The sequence below is a fragment of the Acinetobacter sp. IK31 genome, assembly GCF_035615195.1.
GTDB classification, from domain to species: domain Bacteria; phylum Pseudomonadota; class Gammaproteobacteria; order Pseudomonadales; family Moraxellaceae; genus Acinetobacter; species Acinetobacter calcoaceticus_C.
The window spans coordinates 1-19,585 of the sequence record NZ_JANBOB010000028.1 but is presented as its reverse complement, the minus strand read 5'-3'; the positions used below and the strand labels follow the sequence as shown (position 1 = coordinate 19,585).

General features: G+C 39.2%; 20 protein-coding genes and 4 tRNA genes. 2 read left to right on the top strand and 22 right to left on the bottom strand.

Features of this window, described 5'->3' with window-relative positions; translation table 11 throughout:
• Window positions 1-153: 153 nt before the first annotated feature.
• The 14 genes from MSG66_RS13330 to rpe form a co-directional block, all read right to left on the bottom strand.
• A tRNA-Pro gene (locus MSG66_RS13330) sits at window positions 154-230 on the bottom strand.
• Window positions 231-233: 3 nt separating this feature from the next.
• Window positions 234-309 (bottom strand) — tRNA-His (locus tag MSG66_RS13325).
• A gap of 32 nt (window positions 310-341) precedes the next feature.
• Window positions 342-418, bottom strand: a tRNA-Arg gene (locus MSG66_RS13320).
• 56 nt (window positions 419-474) lie between these two features.
• Window positions 475-551: transfer RNA gene (locus tag MSG66_RS13315), tRNA-Pro, on the bottom strand.
• A 142-nt stretch (window positions 552-693) separates the two neighbouring features.
• Complete coding sequence (gene nadA / locus MSG66_RS13310) at window positions 694-1,758, bottom strand: quinolinate synthase NadA (RefSeq protein WP_133975254.1); 1,065 nt, start codon at window positions 1,756-1,758, stop codon at window positions 694-696.
• 145 nt (window positions 1,759-1,903) lie between these two features.
• Complete coding sequence (gene argJ, locus MSG66_RS13305) at window positions 1,904-3,124, bottom strand: bifunctional glutamate N-acetyltransferase/amino-acid acetyltransferase ArgJ (RefSeq protein WP_324654356.1); 1,221 nt, start codon at window positions 3,122-3,124, stop codon at window positions 1,904-1,906.
• Between the two features lie 133 nt (window positions 3,125-3,257).
• The gene (locus MSG66_RS13300; RefSeq protein ID WP_202743703.1) at window positions 3,258-3,737 is read right to left on the bottom strand and encodes a methylated-DNA--[protein]-cysteine S-methyltransferase; all 480 of its coding nucleotides are present in this window, start codon (window positions 3,735-3,737) and stop codon (window positions 3,258-3,260) included.
• Between the two features lie 11 nt (window positions 3,738-3,748).
• Window positions 3,749-4,069 carry a DMT family transporter gene (locus MSG66_RS13295; RefSeq protein ID WP_042898571.1) on the bottom strand — a complete coding sequence of 107 codons (321 nt, stop codon included), beginning with the start codon at window positions 4,067-4,069 and terminating at the stop codon, window positions 3,749-3,751.
• Between the two features lie 195 nt (window positions 4,070-4,264).
• Window positions 4,265-5,263: a cation transporter gene (locus MSG66_RS13290; RefSeq protein ID WP_324654355.1), complete on the bottom strand. Its 999-nt coding sequence runs from the start codon at window positions 5,261-5,263 to the stop codon at window positions 4,265-4,267.
• 28 nt (window positions 5,264-5,291) lie between these two features.
• On the bottom strand, window positions 5,292-6,047 hold the full coding sequence (locus MSG66_RS13285) for a copper resistance protein B (RefSeq protein ID WP_324654354.1): 756 nt from the start codon (window positions 6,045-6,047) through the stop codon (window positions 5,292-5,294).
• Complete coding sequence (locus MSG66_RS13280; RefSeq protein ID WP_324654353.1) at window positions 6,034-7,965, bottom strand: copper resistance system multicopper oxidase; 1,932 nt, start codon at window positions 7,963-7,965, stop codon at window positions 6,034-6,036. The genes MSG66_RS13285 and MSG66_RS13280 overlap by 14 nt, the downstream gene beginning before the upstream one ends.
• A gap of 41 nt (window positions 7,966-8,006) precedes the next feature.
• Entirely contained in the window at window positions 8,007-8,402 is a 396-nt protein-coding gene (locus MSG66_RS13275; RefSeq protein WP_133975261.1) for a hypothetical protein, read from the bottom strand.
• Between the two features lie 102 nt (window positions 8,403-8,504).
• The gene (locus MSG66_RS13270) at window positions 8,505-9,326 is read right to left on the bottom strand and encodes a Cof-type HAD-IIB family hydrolase (RefSeq protein WP_133975263.1); all 822 of its coding nucleotides are present in this window, start codon (window positions 9,324-9,326) and stop codon (window positions 8,505-8,507) included.
• 355 nt (window positions 9,327-9,681) lie between these two features.
• A complete protein-coding gene (rpe, locus tag MSG66_RS13265; RefSeq protein ID WP_202743710.1) occupies window positions 9,682-10,368 on the bottom strand; it encodes a ribulose-phosphate 3-epimerase in 687 nt (228 codons plus the stop codon).
• A gap of 183 nt (window positions 10,369-10,551) precedes the next feature.
• On the opposite strand from rpe, the gene MSG66_RS13260 reads away from it, so the two are divergent.
• A complete protein-coding gene (locus tag MSG66_RS13260; RefSeq protein WP_133975265.1) occupies window positions 10,552-10,824 on the top strand; it encodes a DUF2218 domain-containing protein in 273 nt (90 codons plus the stop codon).
• Here the strand turns inward: MSG66_RS13260 and fghA are convergent, their stop codons facing one another.
• The 6 genes from fghA to MSG66_RS13230 all read right to left on the bottom strand — a co-directional run bounded on the left by fghA (window position 10,825) and on the right by MSG66_RS13230 (window position 16,006).
• On the bottom strand, window positions 10,825-11,670 hold the full coding sequence (fghA, locus tag MSG66_RS13255) for an S-formylglutathione hydrolase (RefSeq protein ID WP_324654352.1): 846 nt from the start codon (window positions 11,668-11,670) through the stop codon (window positions 10,825-10,827).
• Window positions 11,639-13,090: a C13 family peptidase gene (locus MSG66_RS13250; RefSeq protein WP_042898581.1), complete on the bottom strand. Its 1,452-nt coding sequence runs from the start codon at window positions 13,088-13,090 to the stop codon at window positions 11,639-11,641. The genes fghA and MSG66_RS13250 overlap by 32 nt, the downstream gene beginning before the upstream one ends.
• A gap of 136 nt (window positions 13,091-13,226) precedes the next feature.
• Window positions 13,227-14,018, bottom strand: a complete 792-nt coding sequence (locus MSG66_RS13245; protein ID WP_324654351.1) for a class I SAM-dependent methyltransferase — start codon at window positions 14,016-14,018, stop codon at window positions 13,227-13,229.
• 11 nt (window positions 14,019-14,029) lie between these two features.
• Window positions 14,030-14,695, bottom strand: coding sequence for a tRNA (adenosine(37)-N6)-threonylcarbamoyltransferase complex dimerization subunit type 1 TsaB (tsaB, locus tag MSG66_RS13240; RefSeq protein WP_262474702.1), 666 nt, complete (start codon window positions 14,693-14,695; stop codon window positions 14,030-14,032).
• Window positions 14,696-14,829: 134 nt separating this feature from the next.
• The gene (locus MSG66_RS13235) at window positions 14,830-15,357 is read right to left on the bottom strand and encodes a gamma carbonic anhydrase family protein (RefSeq protein ID WP_114253416.1); all 528 of its coding nucleotides are present in this window, start codon (window positions 15,355-15,357) and stop codon (window positions 14,830-14,832) included.
• Between the two features lie 19 nt (window positions 15,358-15,376).
• Window positions 15,377-16,006 carry a CoA pyrophosphatase gene (locus tag MSG66_RS13230; protein WP_324654350.1) on the bottom strand — a complete coding sequence of 210 codons (630 nt, stop codon included), beginning with the start codon at window positions 16,004-16,006 and terminating at the stop codon, window positions 15,377-15,379.
• 114 nt (window positions 16,007-16,120) lie between these two features.
• Between MSG66_RS13230 and MSG66_RS13225 the strand changes: the two genes are divergently transcribed.
• A complete protein-coding gene (locus tag MSG66_RS13225) occupies window positions 16,121-16,669 on the top strand; it encodes an NUDIX hydrolase (protein ID WP_324654349.1) in 549 nt (182 codons plus the stop codon).
• 54 nt (window positions 16,670-16,723) lie between these two features.
• Here the strand turns inward: MSG66_RS13225 and MSG66_RS13220 are convergent, their stop codons facing one another.
• Both MSG66_RS13220 and filE read right to left on the bottom strand, forming a co-directional pair.
• Window positions 16,724-18,733 carry a protein FilF gene (locus tag MSG66_RS13220; RefSeq protein ID WP_324654357.1) on the bottom strand — a complete coding sequence of 670 codons (2,010 nt, stop codon included), beginning with the start codon at window positions 18,731-18,733 and terminating at the stop codon, window positions 16,724-16,726.
• A gap of 13 nt (window positions 18,734-18,746) precedes the next feature.
• On the bottom strand, window positions 18,747-19,585 hold an 839-nt coding region (gene filE / locus MSG66_RS13215), incomplete at its 5' end, for a putative pilus assembly protein FilE (RefSeq protein ID WP_324654348.1).

Below are 19,585 nucleotides of genomic sequence, written 5' to 3'. Positions count from 1 at the left end.
TTATATGTGTATAAGGAAACGAGTTCAAGCATTGAAATGCGTTTGAATTAGATTTTTTAAATAGAAAACAAAAAAATTTCTTCTATCTATAAGATAAGAAGAAATTCTTTTTAATATTTGGGATATTTTATAAAGCTTGAACGCTTCTAAATATGGTCGGAGCAGTAGGATTCGAACCTACGACCCCCTGGTCCCAAACCAGGTGCACTACCAGGCTGTGCTATGCTCCGAATTGGGGTGAATGACGGGATTCGAACCCGCGACAACTGGAATCACAATCCAGGGCTCTACCAACTGAGCTACATCCACCATCAAATAGTTCTATGTACCAAGCTACCGAGTGGCGCGCCTGACAGGATTCGAACCTGTGACCATCCGCTTAGAAGGCGGATGCTCTATCCAACTGAGCTACAGGCGCTTAACCGATGATGCTTATCATGCGATACTTCGCCGATCTTAAAATATTATTTTAAGTGGTCGGAGCAGTAGGATTCGAACCTACGACCCCCTGGTCCCAAACCAGGTGCACTACCAGGCTGTGCTATGCTCCGATCTATCTCAGCTTTTGCTGTATCGCACATCGTGCGGTACGGTGTGCATTCTAGGCGCGACGCCCTCAGACGTCAACACCTATTGTCAAAAAAGTTTAAAAATCCTTATCAAATGTATATTTAACAAGCATTTTGAGGTTTTTTAACGCTTTAACGATGCACTAAAGGCTAACATTCGATCTAAAGGCATTTTGGCACGTTCAGCAAGCGCTGGTTCAACGTGTATTTCCTGATCGCCTTTCTGTAAAACTTCTAAAATTCCGTCGAGTTCGTTCATTGCCATCCACGGACAGTGAGCACATGAACGGCAAGTTGCACCCTCACCTGCTGTTGGAGCCTCAACTAAAATTTTATTTGGTACAGCTTGCTGCATTTTGTAGAAAATACCACGGTCAGTTGCCACAATGAGTCTTTCATTTGGCAAAGTCTGCGCAGCTTTAATCAATTGAGAAGTACTACCTACCGCATCAGCAATGTCTACAACCGACTCTGGCGACTCTGGATGTACCAATACAGCTGCATCTGGATACAGTGCTTTCATGTTGGCAATACCACGTGCACGGAACTCTTCATGCACAATACATGCGCCATCCCAAAGCAACATATCTGCACCGGTTTTCTTTTGAATATAACGGCCTAAGTGCTGATCTGGTGCCCAGATAATTTTCTCACCCAAGCTATCAAGATGTTCAACAATTTCGACTGCACAGCTTGATGTCACCACCCAGTCTGCTCGTGCTTTAACAGCAGCCGAGGTATTTGCATAGACTACTACGGTGTAGTCAGGATGCTGATCACAAAATGCTGTGAACTCATCAACTGGACAACCTAAATCGAGTGAACACGTCGCTTCGAGTGTCGGCATGAGAATTGTTTTTTCAGGAGACAGAATTTTAGCTGTTTCTCCCATAAATTTTACACCTGCCACAACCAGTGTAGAGGCAGGATGATCTCGTCCGAAACGGGCCATTTCTAAAGAATCAGAAACACAACCACCTGTTTTTTCAGCAAGCTCCTGTACTTCAGGGTCGCAATAGTAGTGTGCAACAAGGACAGCATCACGTTTTTTGAGCTCTGCTTCGATCTGTGCAAACTTTTGTTGTTTTGCTTCTTCACTTAAGCGGTTGTCTTTTGGCTCACCTAAACGGTCTAAATGCGCTTGTACAATGTTTTTTGCATCGTTGGCAATTAAAGTCGCATCACTCATAAAACGTCTTCTCTATCCTTCATGCTGGCATACCTGCTCGCATATAACGTTACTGCTTAAATGATTTAATAGTTCAATCATTTAATATCAAAAGGTGGGGCTAATAAAAAAGCCTCTTTGTCGAGGCTTGATTATAACTGAATATTTACGAACGGTAATCAGCATTAATCTTGACATAGTCATAAGATAAGTCACAGGTATATACCGTGTCTTTGGCTTGACCGCGTCCTAAATCAACTCGAATGGTAATTTCTGTTTGTGCCATAACACGCGCACCCGCCTCTTCGGTATAATCCTCGGCAGCTCCGCCATCTTTACAGATTTGTACTTCATCTAGCCACACTTGAATTTTAGACACGTCTAAGTCTTTCACCCCAGCATAGCCAATTGCCGCCAAAATACGTCCCCAGTTCGGGTCAGATGCAAAAAGTGCGGTTTTTACTAACGGTGAATGAGCAATACTATAAGCAATATCACAACATTCTTGAGTATCGGCACCACTGTCTACAGCAACAGTAATAAACTTCGTTGCACCTTCGCCGTCACGTACAATTAACTGAGCTAAACGATTCATAACACGAGCCAGTACTTCTAACACTTGAGCGTAGCGTGCATCATTAATTGAAGTAATTTCAGCTCCACCCGCCTGACCTGTTGCCACAAAAATACAAGAGTCATTGGTTGAGGTATCGCCATCAATCGTAATACGGTTAAATGAATGCTCAACTGTTGTCTTTAATAAGCTTTGTACTAAATCATGGCTAATAGGTGCATCTGTAGCTACAAAGCTCAGCATGGTTGCCATGTTTGGACGAATCATGCCAGCGCCTTTACTAATACCTGTCATGGTGTAAGTAATGCCATCAATTTCAAATTGTTCAGATGCGCCTTTGGGTACTGTATCTGTGGTCATAATGCCAGATGCAGCGTCATACCAAGCAGCCTCTTGCAAAGTGTTTAATGCAGGTCGAAGTCCAGCGAGTAAACGTTCCATTGGAAGCTGTTCGCCAATCACACCTGTAGAAAATGGTAAAATTTCTGAGCTATTTACCCCAGCAATCTCAGCTAATTTTGCGCAAGTATCTTGAGCATTTTTCAAGCCTGTCGGCCCAGTTCCTGCATTGGCATTGCCCGTATTAATCACTAAATAGCGAGGGTTTCCTTGTGCAAGATGAGCTTTAGAGACATGAACAGGTGCGGCACAAAATGCATTTTGGGTAAAAACACCTGCAACATTTGAACCTTTTGCAAACTCAAAAATGACTAAATCTCGTCGGTTCGGGTAACGTACATATGCTTCTGTTGAGCCAATTTTTACACCTTTTACCACATGCATTTGTGGCATTGTTACGTCACCGACAGCCATTTTTAGAACATCCAGAGTTTGTTATGAATAAGATCAATATTTCAAAAAAGCGATGCAATGAAGCACTTTCTTCATGAAATATCATTGTTAACAGCTTATTAGAAAAGTCTAAAAAAATCGAGCGCAAAACGGCTCATTGTTGCTCTAGTTTCAACAAAATATCTTTCTTATCAAGACCACCAGCAAAACCAACTAATGCCCCACTCGCACCGATAACCCGATGACACGGCGCAATAATCGAAATCGGGTTTTTTCCATTTGCAGCGCCCACTGCTCGTACCGCTTTTTCATTACCAATTTGAATTGCGATTTCTTTATAACTTCTTGTTTCCCCATAAGGGATGGTGAGTAACGCAGCCCAGACCTGTTTTTGAAACAAGGTTCCTTCAAAATCTAACGGCAAAGTAAACTCACAGCGTTTGCCTTCAAAATATTCTTCTAATTGCTGCTGAGTTTTTAATAAAACTGGATGTTCAAGTTGTTCGACCAGCTCAGCCAGCCGAACACGTTTCGGATTTTCATTGTCCCAGAGTACTGCTACCAAAGCGTTTTCATTCGCGACTAACTTTAATTGACCAACAGGCGAATCAATATACTTATAAGATAGCAACATAGTTTATTCTCTTAGGACGGCGACGAAATTTTCATTAAAACCAAACCTGACACAATCAGTACAGCGGCAATCATTCGCATAGCACCCATAGGTTCATTGAGAAAGAATATACCGACTAGAAATGATCCAATTGCGCCAATTCCTGTCCAAACCGTATAGGCAGTGCCAAGGGGTAAAGTTTTCATTGAAATTGAAAGTAGAACTACACTCAAAATCATAAAAACCACAGTAATAATACTAGGAGTTAAGCGGGTAAAACCTTCGGACATTTTCATAGAATATGCCCAAATAATTTCAAATACACCTGCTAAAATTAAAATTGCCCAAGCCATAACGTTCACTTGTTCTTATTGTCAGGTCGTCCTGACATGATTACCCAGTCTGGGGGAGGTCGTTCCTCCTTTCTATTGAACTAGGAGTTTACTTTAAAATAAAAAATGAAGGCAATTGATATCAATTACATCACCTTCACTTACTAAATTTTAAAATTAAATTTCTTATATATTCAAATAAGTTAAAACCTGAAACTATTCATTTTTTAGGAGTAGAATTTTTCGAGCACTATTTAAAACGAATAATACAACAATCAATCCAATAATTAAGTCAGGATAATTCGAACCTGTAAAAGCAACTAGAATGCCAGCAACAATAACCCCTAAATTTACAATCACATCATTGGCAGAGAAGATATAACTTGCCTTCATGTGTGCTCCACTATTTTTGTGATCACTCATTAAATAAAGACAAGTAATATTCGCCGCAAGGGCTAATCCACCAATTAAAATCATTAAAATTGAAACAGGTTCACTGCCATATACAAAACGGCGTAGCACATCAATTAAAACAATCATGGCTAAACCGAACTGAAACCAACCAGAAAGATGTGCAGCTTTTAATTGAGCGTTAAGATTTTTACCGACTACGAATAAGGCAATGCCATAGATTGCAGCGTCTGCAAACATATCAAGTGAATCGGCGATTAACCCTGTCGATGATGCAATGATGCCTGCCATAAACTCAATGACGAACATGACAGCATTAATCAGTAATAACCACTGTAAAACCTGTTTTTGCGATGCACTTGTAGAAGTGTTACTTCGTACTTTTTTAGGTTTTTCGACGTAATCATAATGAGGTTGCGTCTGCTGCAATTCTGCGCCCAAGCCTAGGCGCTGTAAGCTTTGGGTTAACATTTCAGCCTGAGCACTATGATAAACCGCTAAATGACGGGCAGGTAAATCAAAATAGAGTTCTTGAATATCATCAGCGTAAGAGGCTAATGCCATCCGTACCATCTGCTCTTCTGCGGCACAATCCATTTTGGGAATATGATAATAGCTTACCCATTGACTCTTTTTAGAGACGAGCTGGCTTGCACCCATATCTTTTTGAGGTGCGACTTCACTTGTACACCCACAATTTGAGCAATTTTTATTTGCATTTATTTGATTCTCTTGTTTTTCTAAAGCCATCTGTGCACCATAACTGACACAAAAAACAATGCCATTAGTATAAACCAATGGCATGTCGTTAAGCTTACTTTTTGTTCTGCAATTAGAATTTTAGTGTTAACCCTGCTCCATAATACCAACCATGTTCAGAGTCGGTTCCAGTTTGCCAAGCCGTCTGTTTTAAACCTTTTTCATAGCCATAACCAACATCAACAAATGGCATTACCTTTTTGTTGATTTCATAACGGGTTTGAAAACCAGCTTGCAAACTCGCGATACCTGTTTTAATGGCATAACGAGATTCATCTTGCAAAACAACATCTGCTTTTAAATAAGGTTTACCAATTAACTTTTGGGTAAAGAGTAAGTCTCTTTCAGTTTCTAAGCTTAGCTTCCACAACTGATCTTCACCTGCATACAGATAGGCATCGGTTTCAAAAAAGTAAGGGGCTAAACCATGTAAACCCACTACACCTGCCCAGCGGTCTTCTTTATTCCCTTCTCTTTGCAAACGTTCATAGTTCACCCCAGCCTGTACATCCCAATAGTCAGCTACATTGCGGCTATAAAGTACTGAACCGCCGTAATTAGCATCTTCGGACTCGGCTTTTTCAACATGAGCTTTAATGAACAATTTGTTTTCATCAGTTCCCACCCAACTTTCTAATTCAGAAGAAAAACTGCCTTCTCCTTCTTCATTTTGAGTCCAGCCCGTATCAATCGTAGTCGCCTGATAAACCTGACCACCATGTTCGCGTAAATGATCATGTGTTAAAGGTTCTTGAGCAAAAGTAACAACCGATACGCCAGAGAAAACACCGCAACATATCATTTGAGAAAATAACTTAGTGATGTGCATGACTAGCTCCTTTCTCATTTTCAGATTGAACAGGTGCTTGAGATGTGGGTTGTCCATCATTTACTTGAGCCACAATCAACTTATTCATCATTCCTGCACTCATGTGATAAAGCAGATGACAATGAATTGCCCATTCTCCCAAAGCATCGGCTGTCAATAACGCAGTAACAGTCTTTCCTGGTGGAACAATAACAGTATGTTTATTGGGTAAGTTTTCAGCTTGCTGACCATTTTCCAATTGCATAAACATGCCATGTAAATGCATTGGATGCGCCATCATGCTGTCATTCACGAACTTCAAGCGAATACGTTCGCCATATTTAACTTGCAATGGCTCAGCTTCACTAAATTTCTTGCCATTAATGGTCCAGATATAACGCTCCATGTTTCCGCCTAAACGAATAACGAGTTCTCTCTCTGGGGCACGCGTGTCTGGCTGAGGTGTTAAAGACTGCAAATCACTATATTGAAGAGCCTTCATACCAGCTGGTGTTGAAGCATTTGCCCAGCCATACACTGGCTCATCTTTTTTATTCGTATTCTCAGATTGAGCTAGCATCTCATGCTTCATATTCATCATAGCGTGATCATGCTCACTAGATGGCTTTGCCTGCACATCGTGTTTCATTTCAGGCATAGCTGACATGTCGTGCTTCATTTGCATCATGGAATGATCATTTTTGTCAGATGACATGTCTTTCATGCCATGGTCCATGTTCATCATTGCATGATCATGATTGGCATGGCTTGCCTCTTTTTTCACTTCCGGCATCGCCGACATGTCATGTTGCATGTTCATTTGATGGCTAGCATGTTCATCACTCGATCCATCACCATGACTCATACCCATATCTTCCATGGTCAATAAAGATCGCGGGCGTGACTGCGGCATTTTAATTGGCCCCGCCGACTGAGTATTTTCATCATGCAAAGTACCAATGGCAAAACCGCTACGGTCAATTGACTCTGCTTCAATCTGATAATTTGCCTGTTTAGGTTCAACAATCACATCGTAGGTTTCGGCTGTGCCAATACGAAACTCATCAATTGCAACAGGCTTGACTGGCTGCCCATCTGCACTCACGACTGTCATTTTCAAGTTTGGAATTCTGACATCAAAAAATGACATTGCAGAGGCATTAATGAAACGTAGTCGGACTTTATCTCCCGCCTTAAAATCACCTGTCCAGTTTTGCTGCGGTGTTTTTCCGTTGACTAAGAAGGTATAACCCGTCACATCAGACATATCTGTTTTTAACATCCGCATCTGATTCCACATCGAACGATCTTGCCAAGTTGCTTTTAAACCTTGAGCTTTAACCTGCTTCCATACATCAGATACGGTTTCACGGCGATTTTGATAATACTCAGCAGATTTTTTCAAATTCTTCATAATGCTATCACTAGAAGAATTATGAAAATCTGAGAGCATCACAACATAATCACGGTCAGTTTTTTCATGCGCTGCAACTGGTGTTCTCCCTTTCGGGTAAATCACGAGTGGGCCATATAAACCGTCTTGCTCTTGGCCTTTACTGTGGGCGTGGTACCAGTAAGTGCCGTTTTGTTTCACCTTAAAGCGGTAAACAAAATCTCCGTTTGGAGCAATTCCTTTAAAATTATTAAAACCCGGTACACCATCCATTAATCCCGGCAATAACAAACCATGCCAGTGCAAAGACGTATCCTGATTCTTTAATTGGTTATGCACATGAATAACAGCGTCATCCCCTTCCTCAAACTCAAGGAGTGGTGCTGTAAATTTTCCATTTACTGTAATTCGCTTTAACGGTTGACCAGTAACATTTACCTGTTGTTCATTAATATTAAGGTGATATTCCTTAATTGCCGCGAGGGACCATGGTGAAACCAATAGCCCAAATACAGCGACTAAGCTGCTAATTGTTTTATGAGACATTGCTGTAATCCTTTTTAATTAAAAAAATAAGTAAGTAAGGATTAAGCTTTAGGAGGACGTAAAATTTCTTGCCAGTAGCCGGCTAAATGCTGAGCCTGATAAATACTGCTAAATTGAGATGATATGGGAATAAATTGTGATTCAACATCTGGGACTGCTTGTTGCAATGCCAGATTCACGATTTGACAATGTACGGGGTTACAGTCCTTACAATGCTCACCGTGCGAATGATCAGACTGAAGCATGGTTTGGTGACATACAGTCTGATCATCTGCTTGAACATGCATATTCTTATGCGAAGTTTTTTCACTATGACACGGCATAGTGTGAAGATCATGCTGCATAGACGTCTGAGCAATAGACACACCACTCCACCCAATGACCAAAGTCATTAGGAACACAAACCAAGCATACTTGCGTAAGTGTTGTAGGGCCATTGTCGTTTATTGCCTTATGCAATTTATAAATCTTAGGGTACTAGCATAACCAAGTTTTAAAACAGATACAATTTCCCATCTTAACTGTTTGTTTTAAATTAATTAAACAAATGGTGGTTGGTGCTGAAGTACTAAATCGATCACTTCCAATGCACCCTCATGCTCATTACTCACAGTCGTATACGGTGCTACTGCTTTTAAAGCTTCTACTGCATTTTCAACCGCAAATCCATAACCCACTGCTTTAATCATCTGGATATCATTATTATTATCGCCAATCGCAACGACTTGATCAGGTTCAACTTGCCATTTTTGTAATAGAAGCTTCAAACCATGTGCTTTATGCTGGTCAGGAAGAATAAGATCGATAAAGTCAAAACCACTTGAAACGGGAACTAATAATTGATCTGCAACAAAACTTTGCTGCTGAAGATCTTGAAAAATAGTAAAACTTTCGTTTTTCTGAGCAATAAAAGTAATTTTGCACACTAAGTCATCTAGTGCATAAAAGTCATCTATAACTGTTAGTTTTTCAAAATATCGAGCGACTTTGGCATAGTCCTCGGCTTGCATACTCGTATGTACATAAGCACTCTGTTTTCCACAGATCACCATTTTAGATGTATAAGTTGAATCAATCGCCTTTAAAGTCTCAATAAATTGTTGCTGACTTAAATGAGCAAAAGCTATTTCTTGTCCTGCATCTACAACATGTGCGCCATTTTCTGCAATAAAAGCGATTTCATGACTAATTTCTGGAAAGTAGGTAACAAGCTTTGCGAGTTGGTTACCACTGGCAACCACAAAATGAATATTATTTTGTTTGAGTTGTTCGTACTGTTTTAAAAAACGTGCTTTGTTGTACTGCTTCTTAGAATTGAGAAAAGTCCCATCCATATCTACCGCTAAAATTTTTACCGTCATTAATTGTTTAAATCTCTTACTAAAATCTTATTAAACCAAATTTAGCTTTATTTTTCATGACACTTTTACAGTTTTACATCTATATATCTATTAAAAAGTGTCCACACAGTATTATCATTTTTTGCACAGGTTATTTTTTAGTAGAGCTTAATAAAAAATCAGGTAATAAAATATCCAACTCGCATAAGAAAAGAACGCCAAAACGTTCTTTTTTCATACATTCTGCCTAGAGAATAAACGATTGATCTAATTTTGTTTATTTTACCAACATCTTATCCATATGGTTATCAACACAGTTATCCATACAGTTATAAACAAAGTTATCCACAAGCTTATTCTCGGTTTAACATATTTTTTAAGCGTCTACACTACCTACTTTTGCAAGCTCTGCACGCATTTGATCAATTACAACTTTATAATCTGGTTGACCAAAAATTGCTGAACCTGCAACAAACATATCTGCGCCCGCTTCTGCAATTTCACGAATATTTGCAGGGCCAACACCACCGTCGACTTCTAAACGAATATCACGGCCACTTGCATCAATAATTTTACGAGCTTCACGTAATTTTTCTAATGTCATTGGAATGAACTTTTGCCCACCAAAGCCAGGGTTCACACTCATTATTAAAATTTGGTCAACTTTATCAAGTACATAATCTAGATAATGCAATGGCGTTGCAGGGTTAAATACGAGACCAGCTTTAGCACCACCTGATTTAATCAGTTGTAGTGAACGGTCAATGTGATGAGAGGCTTCTGGGTGAAACGTAATAATATCGGCACCAGCTTCCAAAAAATCTCCAATAATACGGTCAACCGGAGACACCATTAAATGCACATCAACAGGCGCTTTAATTCCATAATTTTTTAAAGCCTTACAAATGCCAGCACCAAAAGTTAAATTTGGAACATAGTGGTTATCCATTACATCAAAATGCACTACATCTGCACCCGCGGCTAACACTTTGTCTACATCTGCACCTAAACGAGCAAAGTCAGCAGATAAAATAGAAGGAGCAATCAAATAAGGCTTGGACATAGGTGGATGACCTGGCTAAGAATTTAAGGAGAGGCTTAAATTATAACAAAAAACCGCCTAATTGGGCCGCCCTTCCTTGCTTAAATGACAACATTTCAAACTTGCAACGTAACGTTGCAACATTAGAATGCCAAGGACTAAACGAATTTGTTAAGGTACATTTAACCAATGTGAGGATTTATAATGAAAAGCACAACTCATCTATTAACAAACGATGGTAAACGTATTGCAAAACGTCTAGTTAATCATTGGAAACACAAATTTGAAGTACAAGAAACAGAACAAGATTTCAAAATCTTAATGCCTACAGCAACCATTACTCTTACACCAGAAATAGAGCAGTTAAACGTTGCTATTGATAGCCAATTAGATGACCACGACCACTTAGAAAAAGTCGTGCTTGATCATCTAAACCGTATGGCTCAACAAGAATTTCAGGTGGAATGGCAGCATTAATTAGCCATTTACCTTTTCTAACTGGATTGCATGAAACTGCAAATGCTCATCCATAAAGGTTTGAATAAAGTAATAGCCATGATCATAGCCAGCATGTTGTCTTAAAGTTAAAGGCTGTCCCACTTTTAAACATGCTTGCTTAAATTTTTCAGGGTGAAGCTGTTCATAAAATTGATCATCCAATCCCTGATCAAGCAAAATTTCATCAAATACTGCACCATTTTTTGAAACTAAAGCTGTGGCATCATGAGCCAGCCAGCTACCGCGGTCATCCCCTAAATAATGACTAAAGGCTTTGTCTCCCCATGCACATTCAGTTGGTGCACAGATCGGTGCAAAAGCAGATACAGACTTGAACTTTTCAGGATATTTAAACGCTAAAGTTAATGCCCCGTGGCCACCCATTGAGTGCCCAAAGATACCGACTTGTTGAGCATTTACAGGAAAGTTTTTCAAAATAAGTGGATATAACTCATCAATCAAATAGCTTTCCATTTGATAATGATCAGACCAAGGTGCTTGCGTTGCATTAATATAGAAACCTGCACCTTGACCTAAATCCCAATTATCCCCTGCAGCGACTTGTTCTCCACGAGGAGAAGTGTCTGGCGTAATCAATATTAAACTTAACTGTGCTGCCATATGCTGTGCATGTGCTTTTATGGCAAAGGTTTCTTCAGTACAAGTTAAACCTGCTAAATAAAACAAGGTTGAACAAGGTTTACCTTCTAAAGCGGCTGGTGGCAAATACACACCAAACTTAGCCGGTCCTTTTAAATAAGAAGATTCAAATTGGTATATACGCTGCTCACCCTCAAAGCAGCGGTTTTTTTGCAGGAGTTGCATCGTTTTTGGCCTCTGTTTTTGTTTGAGCAATATCTACACTACCAGTATTTTGCTGAGGAAATAGATACTTTTCCAATTGAGGTAGCATGAGTTCCATATTTTTACCAATCATCCACTGAGGCTCTGAAGGTTCTACACCTTGAGCCACTTCCCATTTGGTTACTGTTTGCTTAGCTGTACTAAACGAATCTTTCATCGAAGATTGCTCTCGCATAGCCAAATCAAAGAAAGCCCGACCAAAATAGGTATAGTCGGCTTCGTTATTACATCCAAAAGAAGTTTTATCAGCAGCAGATGCAGTAATAATTAAGGTATCTGGAGACTGTAAAGCAGGAATAAAGCTTCCTGAATAACAGGCAGAGATGACAATCACACGCCAGCGAATACCGGATTTATCAAGTGTTTCACGCAACCATTTAGGGTCTACTTGCCCTAGATCTAATGGTGCATTCTCAATTTCGAAGTGATTTTGTTCACCGTGTGAAGTCATATATAGAAATAGTACATCACTATCACGGTTCATTTGCTGACCCATACGGCGTAGGGCTAACTCTATACTGGTTTTAGAGGCAATCGGAATTTCAGTACGCGTATCTGGATTATTGACCAGCATCATTGACCGACCAATCGTTCCAAAACGTGTATCAAACTGTTCTTTAATACGGACTACTTCCGATTTAAAAACATCTTGGTAGCTGTCACCTGCCACGCCTAAAAAATACCAATGACTTTTTGCCTGCTCACCATATTCGACTTGCTCTAAAGAATCATTCAGCAGCTTACTTTGCGCATAAAAAGCATCTTCAGCAAATGTTGGAGCTGAGTCTTCAACCTTCCAAATAGGTTGATCTTTTACAGAAAGTTGCCAGACCACCATCGTCGCAATAGTCGCAACCATGACGAGTGCACGTTCCCACCAAGGCCACTTGAGCTCGCGTGAGAAAACCCAAATCACCGCTAAACTTTGCCATACGAACAAAGCCACAAATAGACTAGGTAAAATTCCGTTATAAATGGCATCTGGAATAAAGTTGAGATAACCGTTAGAACCCAAATACTGAATTAAACATTGAATTAATAAGATATTTGTATCTAGAACCAACCAAAGTAAAGCAGGCACTAGCATTAAACGAGGTTGATTGGTGCGCTGTGATAAGAAAATACCAACAATTAAAGCAATAAATGGCCAAAGTGCGTAACCAATTAAACCTTGTGAATTGAAATCACCAATTTGACCAGCCACAAGCCAGCTATAAAGAGAGTTAGTACAGCCCCCTAAAATTCCCCAGACAATGAGCTGAAGAATAGATGGATGTACAATTTGTAAAGAACGTCTTGATCCCAAAAACAGCCACATTCCGGCAATTTGGTTGCTTTTAAAATCATGCCAAAAGTTAATGGAGGGTTTAAGATCAATCATAAAAGGTTTTCAAAAATTTCGTTTTTGTCAGGCATCTTAAGTGTATGCCTGCTAAGAATTTTAGCAATCATGCTTTTGAACTATATCACATATATTTGTGCATTATTCAAGCAATAAAACCTAACCTTACATAAGCCTACTGAAAATACGCATCAAAACGACAAGCATCTCCTTGCCATTGATGAGCTGGCTCTTGATTTGCCAGAAAAACAGCATGGCGTGGCCGTTTAACCACCACACGTTTAGCAACTTTCTGCGCCAGAAACAGTAAATTATCACCTAAATCCATTTCGCCATCTTCGGGTAAAAGGAGATGTAAAAGCTGCATCTGTTTTTTAACTTGAGCTTGCTTTTTTACTACTTGATGATTCTGATCACGCTGCGGAAACATCGGGTCTAGATAAACTACATCAACCATTTGAGCTGTTTGCTGTAGTTGTTGTAGATAACTTGCAGAGTCAGCAAAGATCAGTTGAATCCGTTCCATAAACTGGCTTAAAAAGCTATCTTGCTCAGCTTGGGCTTTTGCATCTTCAAGTAAAGTAAATAAAATCGGATGGCGCTCAACCAATTGTATTTGTGCGCCAAGATAAGCCATGAGTAAACTATCATGACCTAAGCCAGCTGTAGCATCAATTAAGGTAGGTTTTTCACCTAACTGACAAGCCCGAGCAATCATTTCTGATTTAAGACTTGCACGTTTTAAACGGGAAATTTCGGCTTTCCAGTCGGGCTGCATTTTCATGCCATTTGCAGATAACCATAGCCCGTTTTCATCTACACAAAGTGCCAATTCAGGATTTAAACGCAAAAAACGTGCATTCAGCTTTTCAACTGGCTGCAATTCAACAGTCACACCTCTAGAACAAAGCACAGCTTGGTAGTTCTGAGCTTGTTCTTGAAAATCTACTTCAAAATATATGTGCATGAGTAGTGCCTTTATTTTGCTTTACCCTGATCTGCTATTTTTTTCCATGCATCATCACGTAAATAAACTGGCAAAGCATGTTCAGCATCAACCCACTGCTTTTGCGCTGCATAAACACGTGCAATAGAAGCAATGTCTTGTGCAGTTGCAGTGATTGTTTGATGCTCTGCATCAGCTTGAAGGAGCTTTGCACCCGAACCAATTAAGCAATGTTTTGCATAAGCAGTCGCTGGTTCGTAGCCCATTAATTTTTCTTCATCAATACATTGCATAATTCCATGTTCATCTAGAACAAAACTTGCAATATAAACTTCATTCATACGAGCATCGAGAACCGCAGTCACCTGTTCCAAACCTTCAAGTCGGTATGCTGCTTGTGCTAAAGCTTGTAAACTCGAAACGGGAATAACGGGTAAATCTTGTGACCATGCTAAAGCCTGAGTCACAGCTGCATTAATTCGGACACCACTAAAAGAACCCGGGCCACGACTAAAGGCAATCGCATCCAGACCAGCAACCTCAAGACCTGTTTGTTGTATCCCCTGCTCAATCATGGGCAAAATGGTCTGGGTTTGTGCTTTCGCCCGCGTATCGAGTTGAAAAAACAGTTCTTGGGTTTCATCGACTAATGAAATAGAACACTGCTCATTTGCAGTTTCCAACGCCAGCAATTTCATGCACAACCTTAGTATTAAATCAGATTAAAAACGGGGGTTATAATACCCCACTCGGCTCTGATAGGCGAGTTGTTCTCTGTCTAAATAAAAATGCCAAGATTTAACTTGGCATAATTTTTTTTGCTAAAAAAGAGTTAAAAGTGGAATTCTTTTAAATCAGCGTAGCTTTTAAAATGTTCAGCATAATGCAATGCACTCAACCGTATTTTAGCCGCACCATCTTCATCTAAAGTTTTAACAATTTTGCCGGGTGATCCCATAACGACTGAATTATCCGGAATGACTTTCCCTTCTGGAATTAAAGCATTAGCGCCAATAATACAATTTTTACCAATCACAGCCCGATTTAAAATCACGGCGTTCATACCAATCAAACTGTTGTCACCAATCGTACAGCCATGCAGCATGACTTTATGTCCGACCGTGACATATTCACCAATATTGAGCTCTAGCCCAGCATCGGTATGTAATACAGAATTTTCTTGAATATTAGAAAAATTACCAATTCGAACTACACAGTTATCAGCACGAACTACTGCACCAAACCAGATGCTGACTTGACGACCCAACTCTACTTGTCCAATCAACGTTGCTGTGGGAGCAACCCAACCATCCCATGGTTCATGTAAGGCTTTTGGGTGCTGTCCTTGATAGCTATACATCATAATTTATCAGTCCTGATCATTTATTCTTATGAGAAAATTTTGGCATACCAAAGGTTGGTGAGTTAAGTAAAAATGGCCAATCTTTTTGATAACCTAACCCGTATTTAAACAGAGCAACTAGCATACGAGCAGTTAAACCCCAAATAATTTCATTATCAATCTGTAAACTCGGAAAATATAAAGATTGATGGGCATAACGTACTTCGTGAGGCGTTGGTCTTGTCTCGATGAGTTGCTGCAACGGCACGAAAAAGATTCGATCAATTTCCGTAGGTTGAGGTATTAACGTAATCTCTGGAGGAATAAGCCCAACGATGGGTTTTACAGATAACCCGCTTCTTGCACGTTGCATTGGCAAATCGCCGAGCAACTGCACATCAAAAGGATTTAAAGCGGTCTCTTCCTGAGCTTCTCTTAGCGCAACAACAATATTACTCGCGTCACTTGGATCACGCTTTCCACCAGGAAAAGAAACTTCACCAGCATGATTGTTCATATGTATTGAACGGCGAGTGAGTAATACCTTAGGATTATTTTCATTTGTAATAGCAATGAGTACTGCAGCTTGTGCTTCTTGTATGCGGGTGGAAAAGCGCAATCTTTGCTGTAACTTTTGTGTTAGCAAGTGCTCTTCCATACCATTCACCTATTATTCTGTCTCTCTTTGCATCATATCTGAAAAATAAACTTAAGACATAGAGTTGATGCGTAAGTCTAAAAATTCAGTTATGCTGAGGCATCTCTATACTCGATGATAATTATGAGTTTCTGTGTAGCGTGTGGGCATAAAACCGAACAAAAAATTCCTTTAGGTGATCATAAAGTACGTCGTGTTTGTACTCAGTGTGGCAATATCCATTATGAAAATCCTAAAGTAATCTGTGGTGCCTTAGCGTTATGGGAAGACAAAATATTACTCTGTCGCCGTGCTATTGAACCTCGTTATGGTTTATGGACCCTACCTGCTGGTTATATGGAATTGTTCGAAACCATGGAGCAAGGAGCAGCACGTGAAACTCGTGAAGAAGCAGAAGCCGAGATTGAAATAGAGCAACTATACTGTATGTACAATATTCCTCGTATTGGTCAGATTTATGTGTTGTTTAAAGCGCAGCTGAAAGATGGAATTTTTGGTGCAGGCGAAGAAAGTATCGAGAGTCGTCTGTTTGAAGAACATGAAATTCCATGGGGTGAGCTTGCCTTCCCTAGCGTTGAACACACACTAAGACATTATTTTGAAGACCGTAAAAAACAAGTTTTCCCAACACATCTTGAGACTTTGGGTACTCGTTTAGACCATACTGGTTAATCAATTAGATAATAAAAAAGACCGCTAGGCGGTCTTTTTTATTTGTTTAATATGTTAAGACTTAGTTTTAATTGCTTTACATGTTGGAATAGACTGATCGGCTAGTTTGATTGTTACTGTTCCAACAATACGTTGTGCTAATGCTTTCTCTTCATCAGTTGGTGCTGGACTAATATCCTTAATACTATTATAAACAGCCTGATAATAAGCGTGTAAATTAATCCAATTCACTGTCGTATTTTCAAAGGTGCTCAAATTAATACTATTACCTGTATTTTGACCAGCTAATAGATTGTAAATATTAATCTTAGCGCCACTCACTGAAATCGAATCATCTATATTATCTTTTATATCAGAATCCTGTTTCACTATAGAATTAAGTCCCATCATAATCCCATTAAGGTTACCTAACTGAGGATTTGATAAAATCATACGAACTGTAATCGAACTATCATTATCTGAAGATTGTGTACCACCTGTAGTCCCGATCCGATATTGTTGGATACCATTACTATCAATCAGACTAGTATCTGCGACTGTCGCACACTGACCTGATTTGTCAGTGTCAGTTGCATTTGGCTTAATATCTGTACGAATATCACCATACTCATCAACCACAATACCCAAATCAATTGGAGCAAGTCCTGCTGTATTAAACTTAAAAGTTAAAGTTGCATATAACGGAAATACATAACGCTGGCCAGAGCTCACATTTTTCGATGTTTTAAAAATAGATTTTCCTAAATAGCTTACTGGATTTGCTTTTAAAATATCTAAAGAACCATTATAACTTTCCGTACCTACAGCTTGACGCCACAAACCATAATGTTGTGCATTTCCAGCAGTAGTTGTGCGTGTTAACTGTTTATAAAAACCTTCGTTCCCCGCTACAGCATATTCATTAACGAGTTTACCTTGATAAATCTGTAAATCATTATTCGCATTACTGTCCACGCTTAAACGTAATGGCTGAGTAGACTGAATTTCTTTGGTAATTGGACTCAACCATCCTTTTTGTCCTGAAGCAACCATCTGTACAGGTTTTGCTTTGGTCAATAAAATAATGGCCGGCAATACACCTAAAATATTACCTTTATCATCTTTGGAAAGAGTTGCATCCCCCCGCCATTGTAAACCGTAACCAAAACCATAGCCTTGACGGTCTGTAAGCAAGAACATATTGCCCATCATATGACGTAAATTACTTGAAGAGGTACTGAAGCACTTAGTTAAAGATGTTTGATTACAACCATAGAAACCCAGTGGAAGAGGTTCTGGTAGATTATTAAATCCAGCATATATTGCTTCATTGGCTTGATATAATCCAGCATTAGCGATATTTGTTGATTGAACAAGCAACTCGTAAGCTTGGTCATCAGAAACTTTGCTTACATCTAACCAAGGTTTTAAGATGTTTGCATATTGACCACTTTTCCATTCAGCTACAGTCACATCTTGTGTCAAACTGCTCAGTAAGTCTTTCTTATCTTGAGTAAATTGAGTTGGCTGTAAATCACCAATCACGTTATCGCCACGTTCAATACCAATACTTTGAAATAGCTTAATTAAAGCCATCGCAACTCTAATAGTTGGATCAGTATTGCTCATGGAAGTTGGAGTCTGACCAGTTAATGCTGTAGCCATATCTAACACAGTTAAATGTACAGTCCCATACTTACCAAGTGAATCAAGCTTTATTGTTCCTAAAGAGATCTTACGTGCATTATTTCCTTGCAAATAAAGCGATATCGTTTCATCTGACCTACCACTACTAATACTACAAGCGCCTCCAACCGAGTTACGGTCTAGTTTTGTAATGTAATGCTGATTAGGAGATAAACTACAATCAAAATTTAGGCCAGCAATTGGATAATCCAGTTCAAAGTTTAAACAAGATTCATCTGAAATATTAGCTGCTTTACAAGCTAAATTGGTGGTTGGAATACCACCCCCTCCTTGTGTAGGATCTTCGTTAATTGTTGAACCGCCACCACCACAACCATTTAATAAGATTGCCAGTGTGGATAATGCAAAAGGTAATAAAATTTTGTTACTCATCATAATTCCTAATTTATTTTTAACGTAATACTGAAATTTTAATTTGTCCCTGATTCGATAGTTCTTGATCCGGCATGTCCACAGCAGAAGATAAAGGCGTCAACATAATATAATAAGAGCGATCAGGCACTTGTAAGACACCTGAAATCGATGCATGTTGCAAAATCGTCGCAGGATATGCTTTACTCTTAAAACCACTAGCACCTTCTAAAACACAACCCTTTTCATCTAAAAAAACTGCGAGTGGCCAATAATATACTGGCTTCTCATTGGACATAGCATAGGATGCCACTTGTACATTCTTAATAGATGAATCTATTTTTATAACTTCGTATTCAAATTTCTCTTTGAGCGGTTTTCTTGGCCATAAACCAACTTCTTTATTCTGGCTTAATTTTTTAATTGACTTATTATCATCTTTAATAAAGCACATATCATTCTCAAAAGTATTCGCTAACTCCTGATGTGACAATCTTACATAAGTAGGAGCTAGCACAACAGAAGAGACTTGATCTTCTCGTGATCGATTTAATACATTATCAAGAATAGACTGACTGACACCTTTTTTACGTTCAATAGACTCCGTACGGCCTAAGCCATCCGGCATAATATAAAAACGTTTTTTACCTTCAAGATTAAACTCTTGTTTCTCTAAGTATTCATTATTAACGTATTCAACACCATCAATTGTAATATAATTCTTCTCATTCTTTTTTTGTGTTAGCACTGGTGGAGTAACCATATCCTTAGTCGAGGATGGAACTGGATTTGACTTTAATTTTTCTTTACTACTACTCAAATCAGACTTTTTCTCAATAGCTTCTGCTTTTTCTATACCTTTTTTTGTCTGTATTGAGA

Excerpts from the sequence above, each read along its gene's own strand:
- MSG66_RS13300 (WP_202743703.1), bottom strand. The coding sequence starts at position 3,737 with ATGTTGCTATCTTATAAGTATATTGATTCGCCTGTTGGTCAATTAAAG.
- MSG66_RS13280 (WP_324654353.1), bottom strand. The coding sequence starts at position 7,965 with ATGTCTCATAAAACAATTAGCAGCTTAGTCGCTGTATTTGGGCTATTG.
- nadA (WP_133975254.1), bottom strand. The coding sequence starts at position 1,758 with ATGAGTGATGCGACTTTAATTGCCAACGATGCAAAAAACATTGTACAA.
- fghA (WP_324654352.1), bottom strand. The coding sequence starts at position 11,670 with ATGCAACTCCTGCAAAAAAACCGCTGCTTTGAGGGTGAGCAGCGTATA.
- MSG66_RS13295 (WP_042898571.1), bottom strand. The coding sequence starts at position 4,069 with ATGGCTTGGGCAATTTTAATTTTAGCAGGTGTATTTGAAATTATTTGG.
- tsaB (WP_262474702.1), bottom strand. The coding sequence starts at position 14,695 with ATGAAATTGCTGGCGTTGGAAACTGCAAATGAGCAGTGTTCTATTTCA.
- MSG66_RS13250 (WP_042898581.1), bottom strand. The coding sequence starts at position 13,090 with ATGATTGATCTTAAACCCTCCATTAACTTTTGGCATGATTTTAAAAGC.
- MSG66_RS13275 (WP_133975261.1), bottom strand. The coding sequence starts at position 8,402 with ATGGCCCTACAACACTTACGCAAGTATGCTTGGTTTGTGTTCCTAATG.
- rpe (WP_202743710.1), bottom strand. The coding sequence starts at position 10,368 with ATGTCCAAGCCTTATTTGATTGCTCCTTCTATTTTATCTGCTGACTTT.
- argJ (WP_324654356.1), bottom strand. The coding sequence starts at position 3,124 with ATGGCTGTCGGTGACGTAACAATGCCACAAATGCATGTGGTAAAAGGT.
- MSG66_RS13235 (WP_114253416.1), bottom strand. The coding sequence starts at position 15,357 with ATGTATAGCTATCAAGGACAGCACCCAAAAGCCTTACATGAACCATGG.
- MSG66_RS13260 (WP_133975265.1), top strand. The coding sequence starts at position 10,552 with ATGAAAAGCACAACTCATCTATTAACAAACGATGGTAAACGTATTGCA.
- MSG66_RS13285 (WP_324654354.1), bottom strand. The coding sequence starts at position 6,047 with ATGCACATCACTAAGTTATTTTCTCAAATGATATGTTGCGGTGTTTTC.
- MSG66_RS13245 (WP_324654351.1), bottom strand. The coding sequence starts at position 14,018 with ATGCACATATATTTTGAAGTAGATTTTCAAGAACAAGCTCAGAACTAC.
- MSG66_RS13270 (WP_133975263.1), bottom strand. The coding sequence starts at position 9,326 with ATGACGGTAAAAATTTTAGCGGTAGATATGGATGGGACTTTTCTCAAT.
- MSG66_RS13290 (WP_324654355.1), bottom strand. The coding sequence starts at position 5,263 with ATGCCATTGGTTTATACTAATGGCATTGTTTTTTGTGTCAGTTATGGT.
- MSG66_RS13225 (WP_324654349.1), top strand. The coding sequence starts at position 16,121 with ATGAGTTTCTGTGTAGCGTGTGGGCATAAAACCGAACAAAAAATTCCT.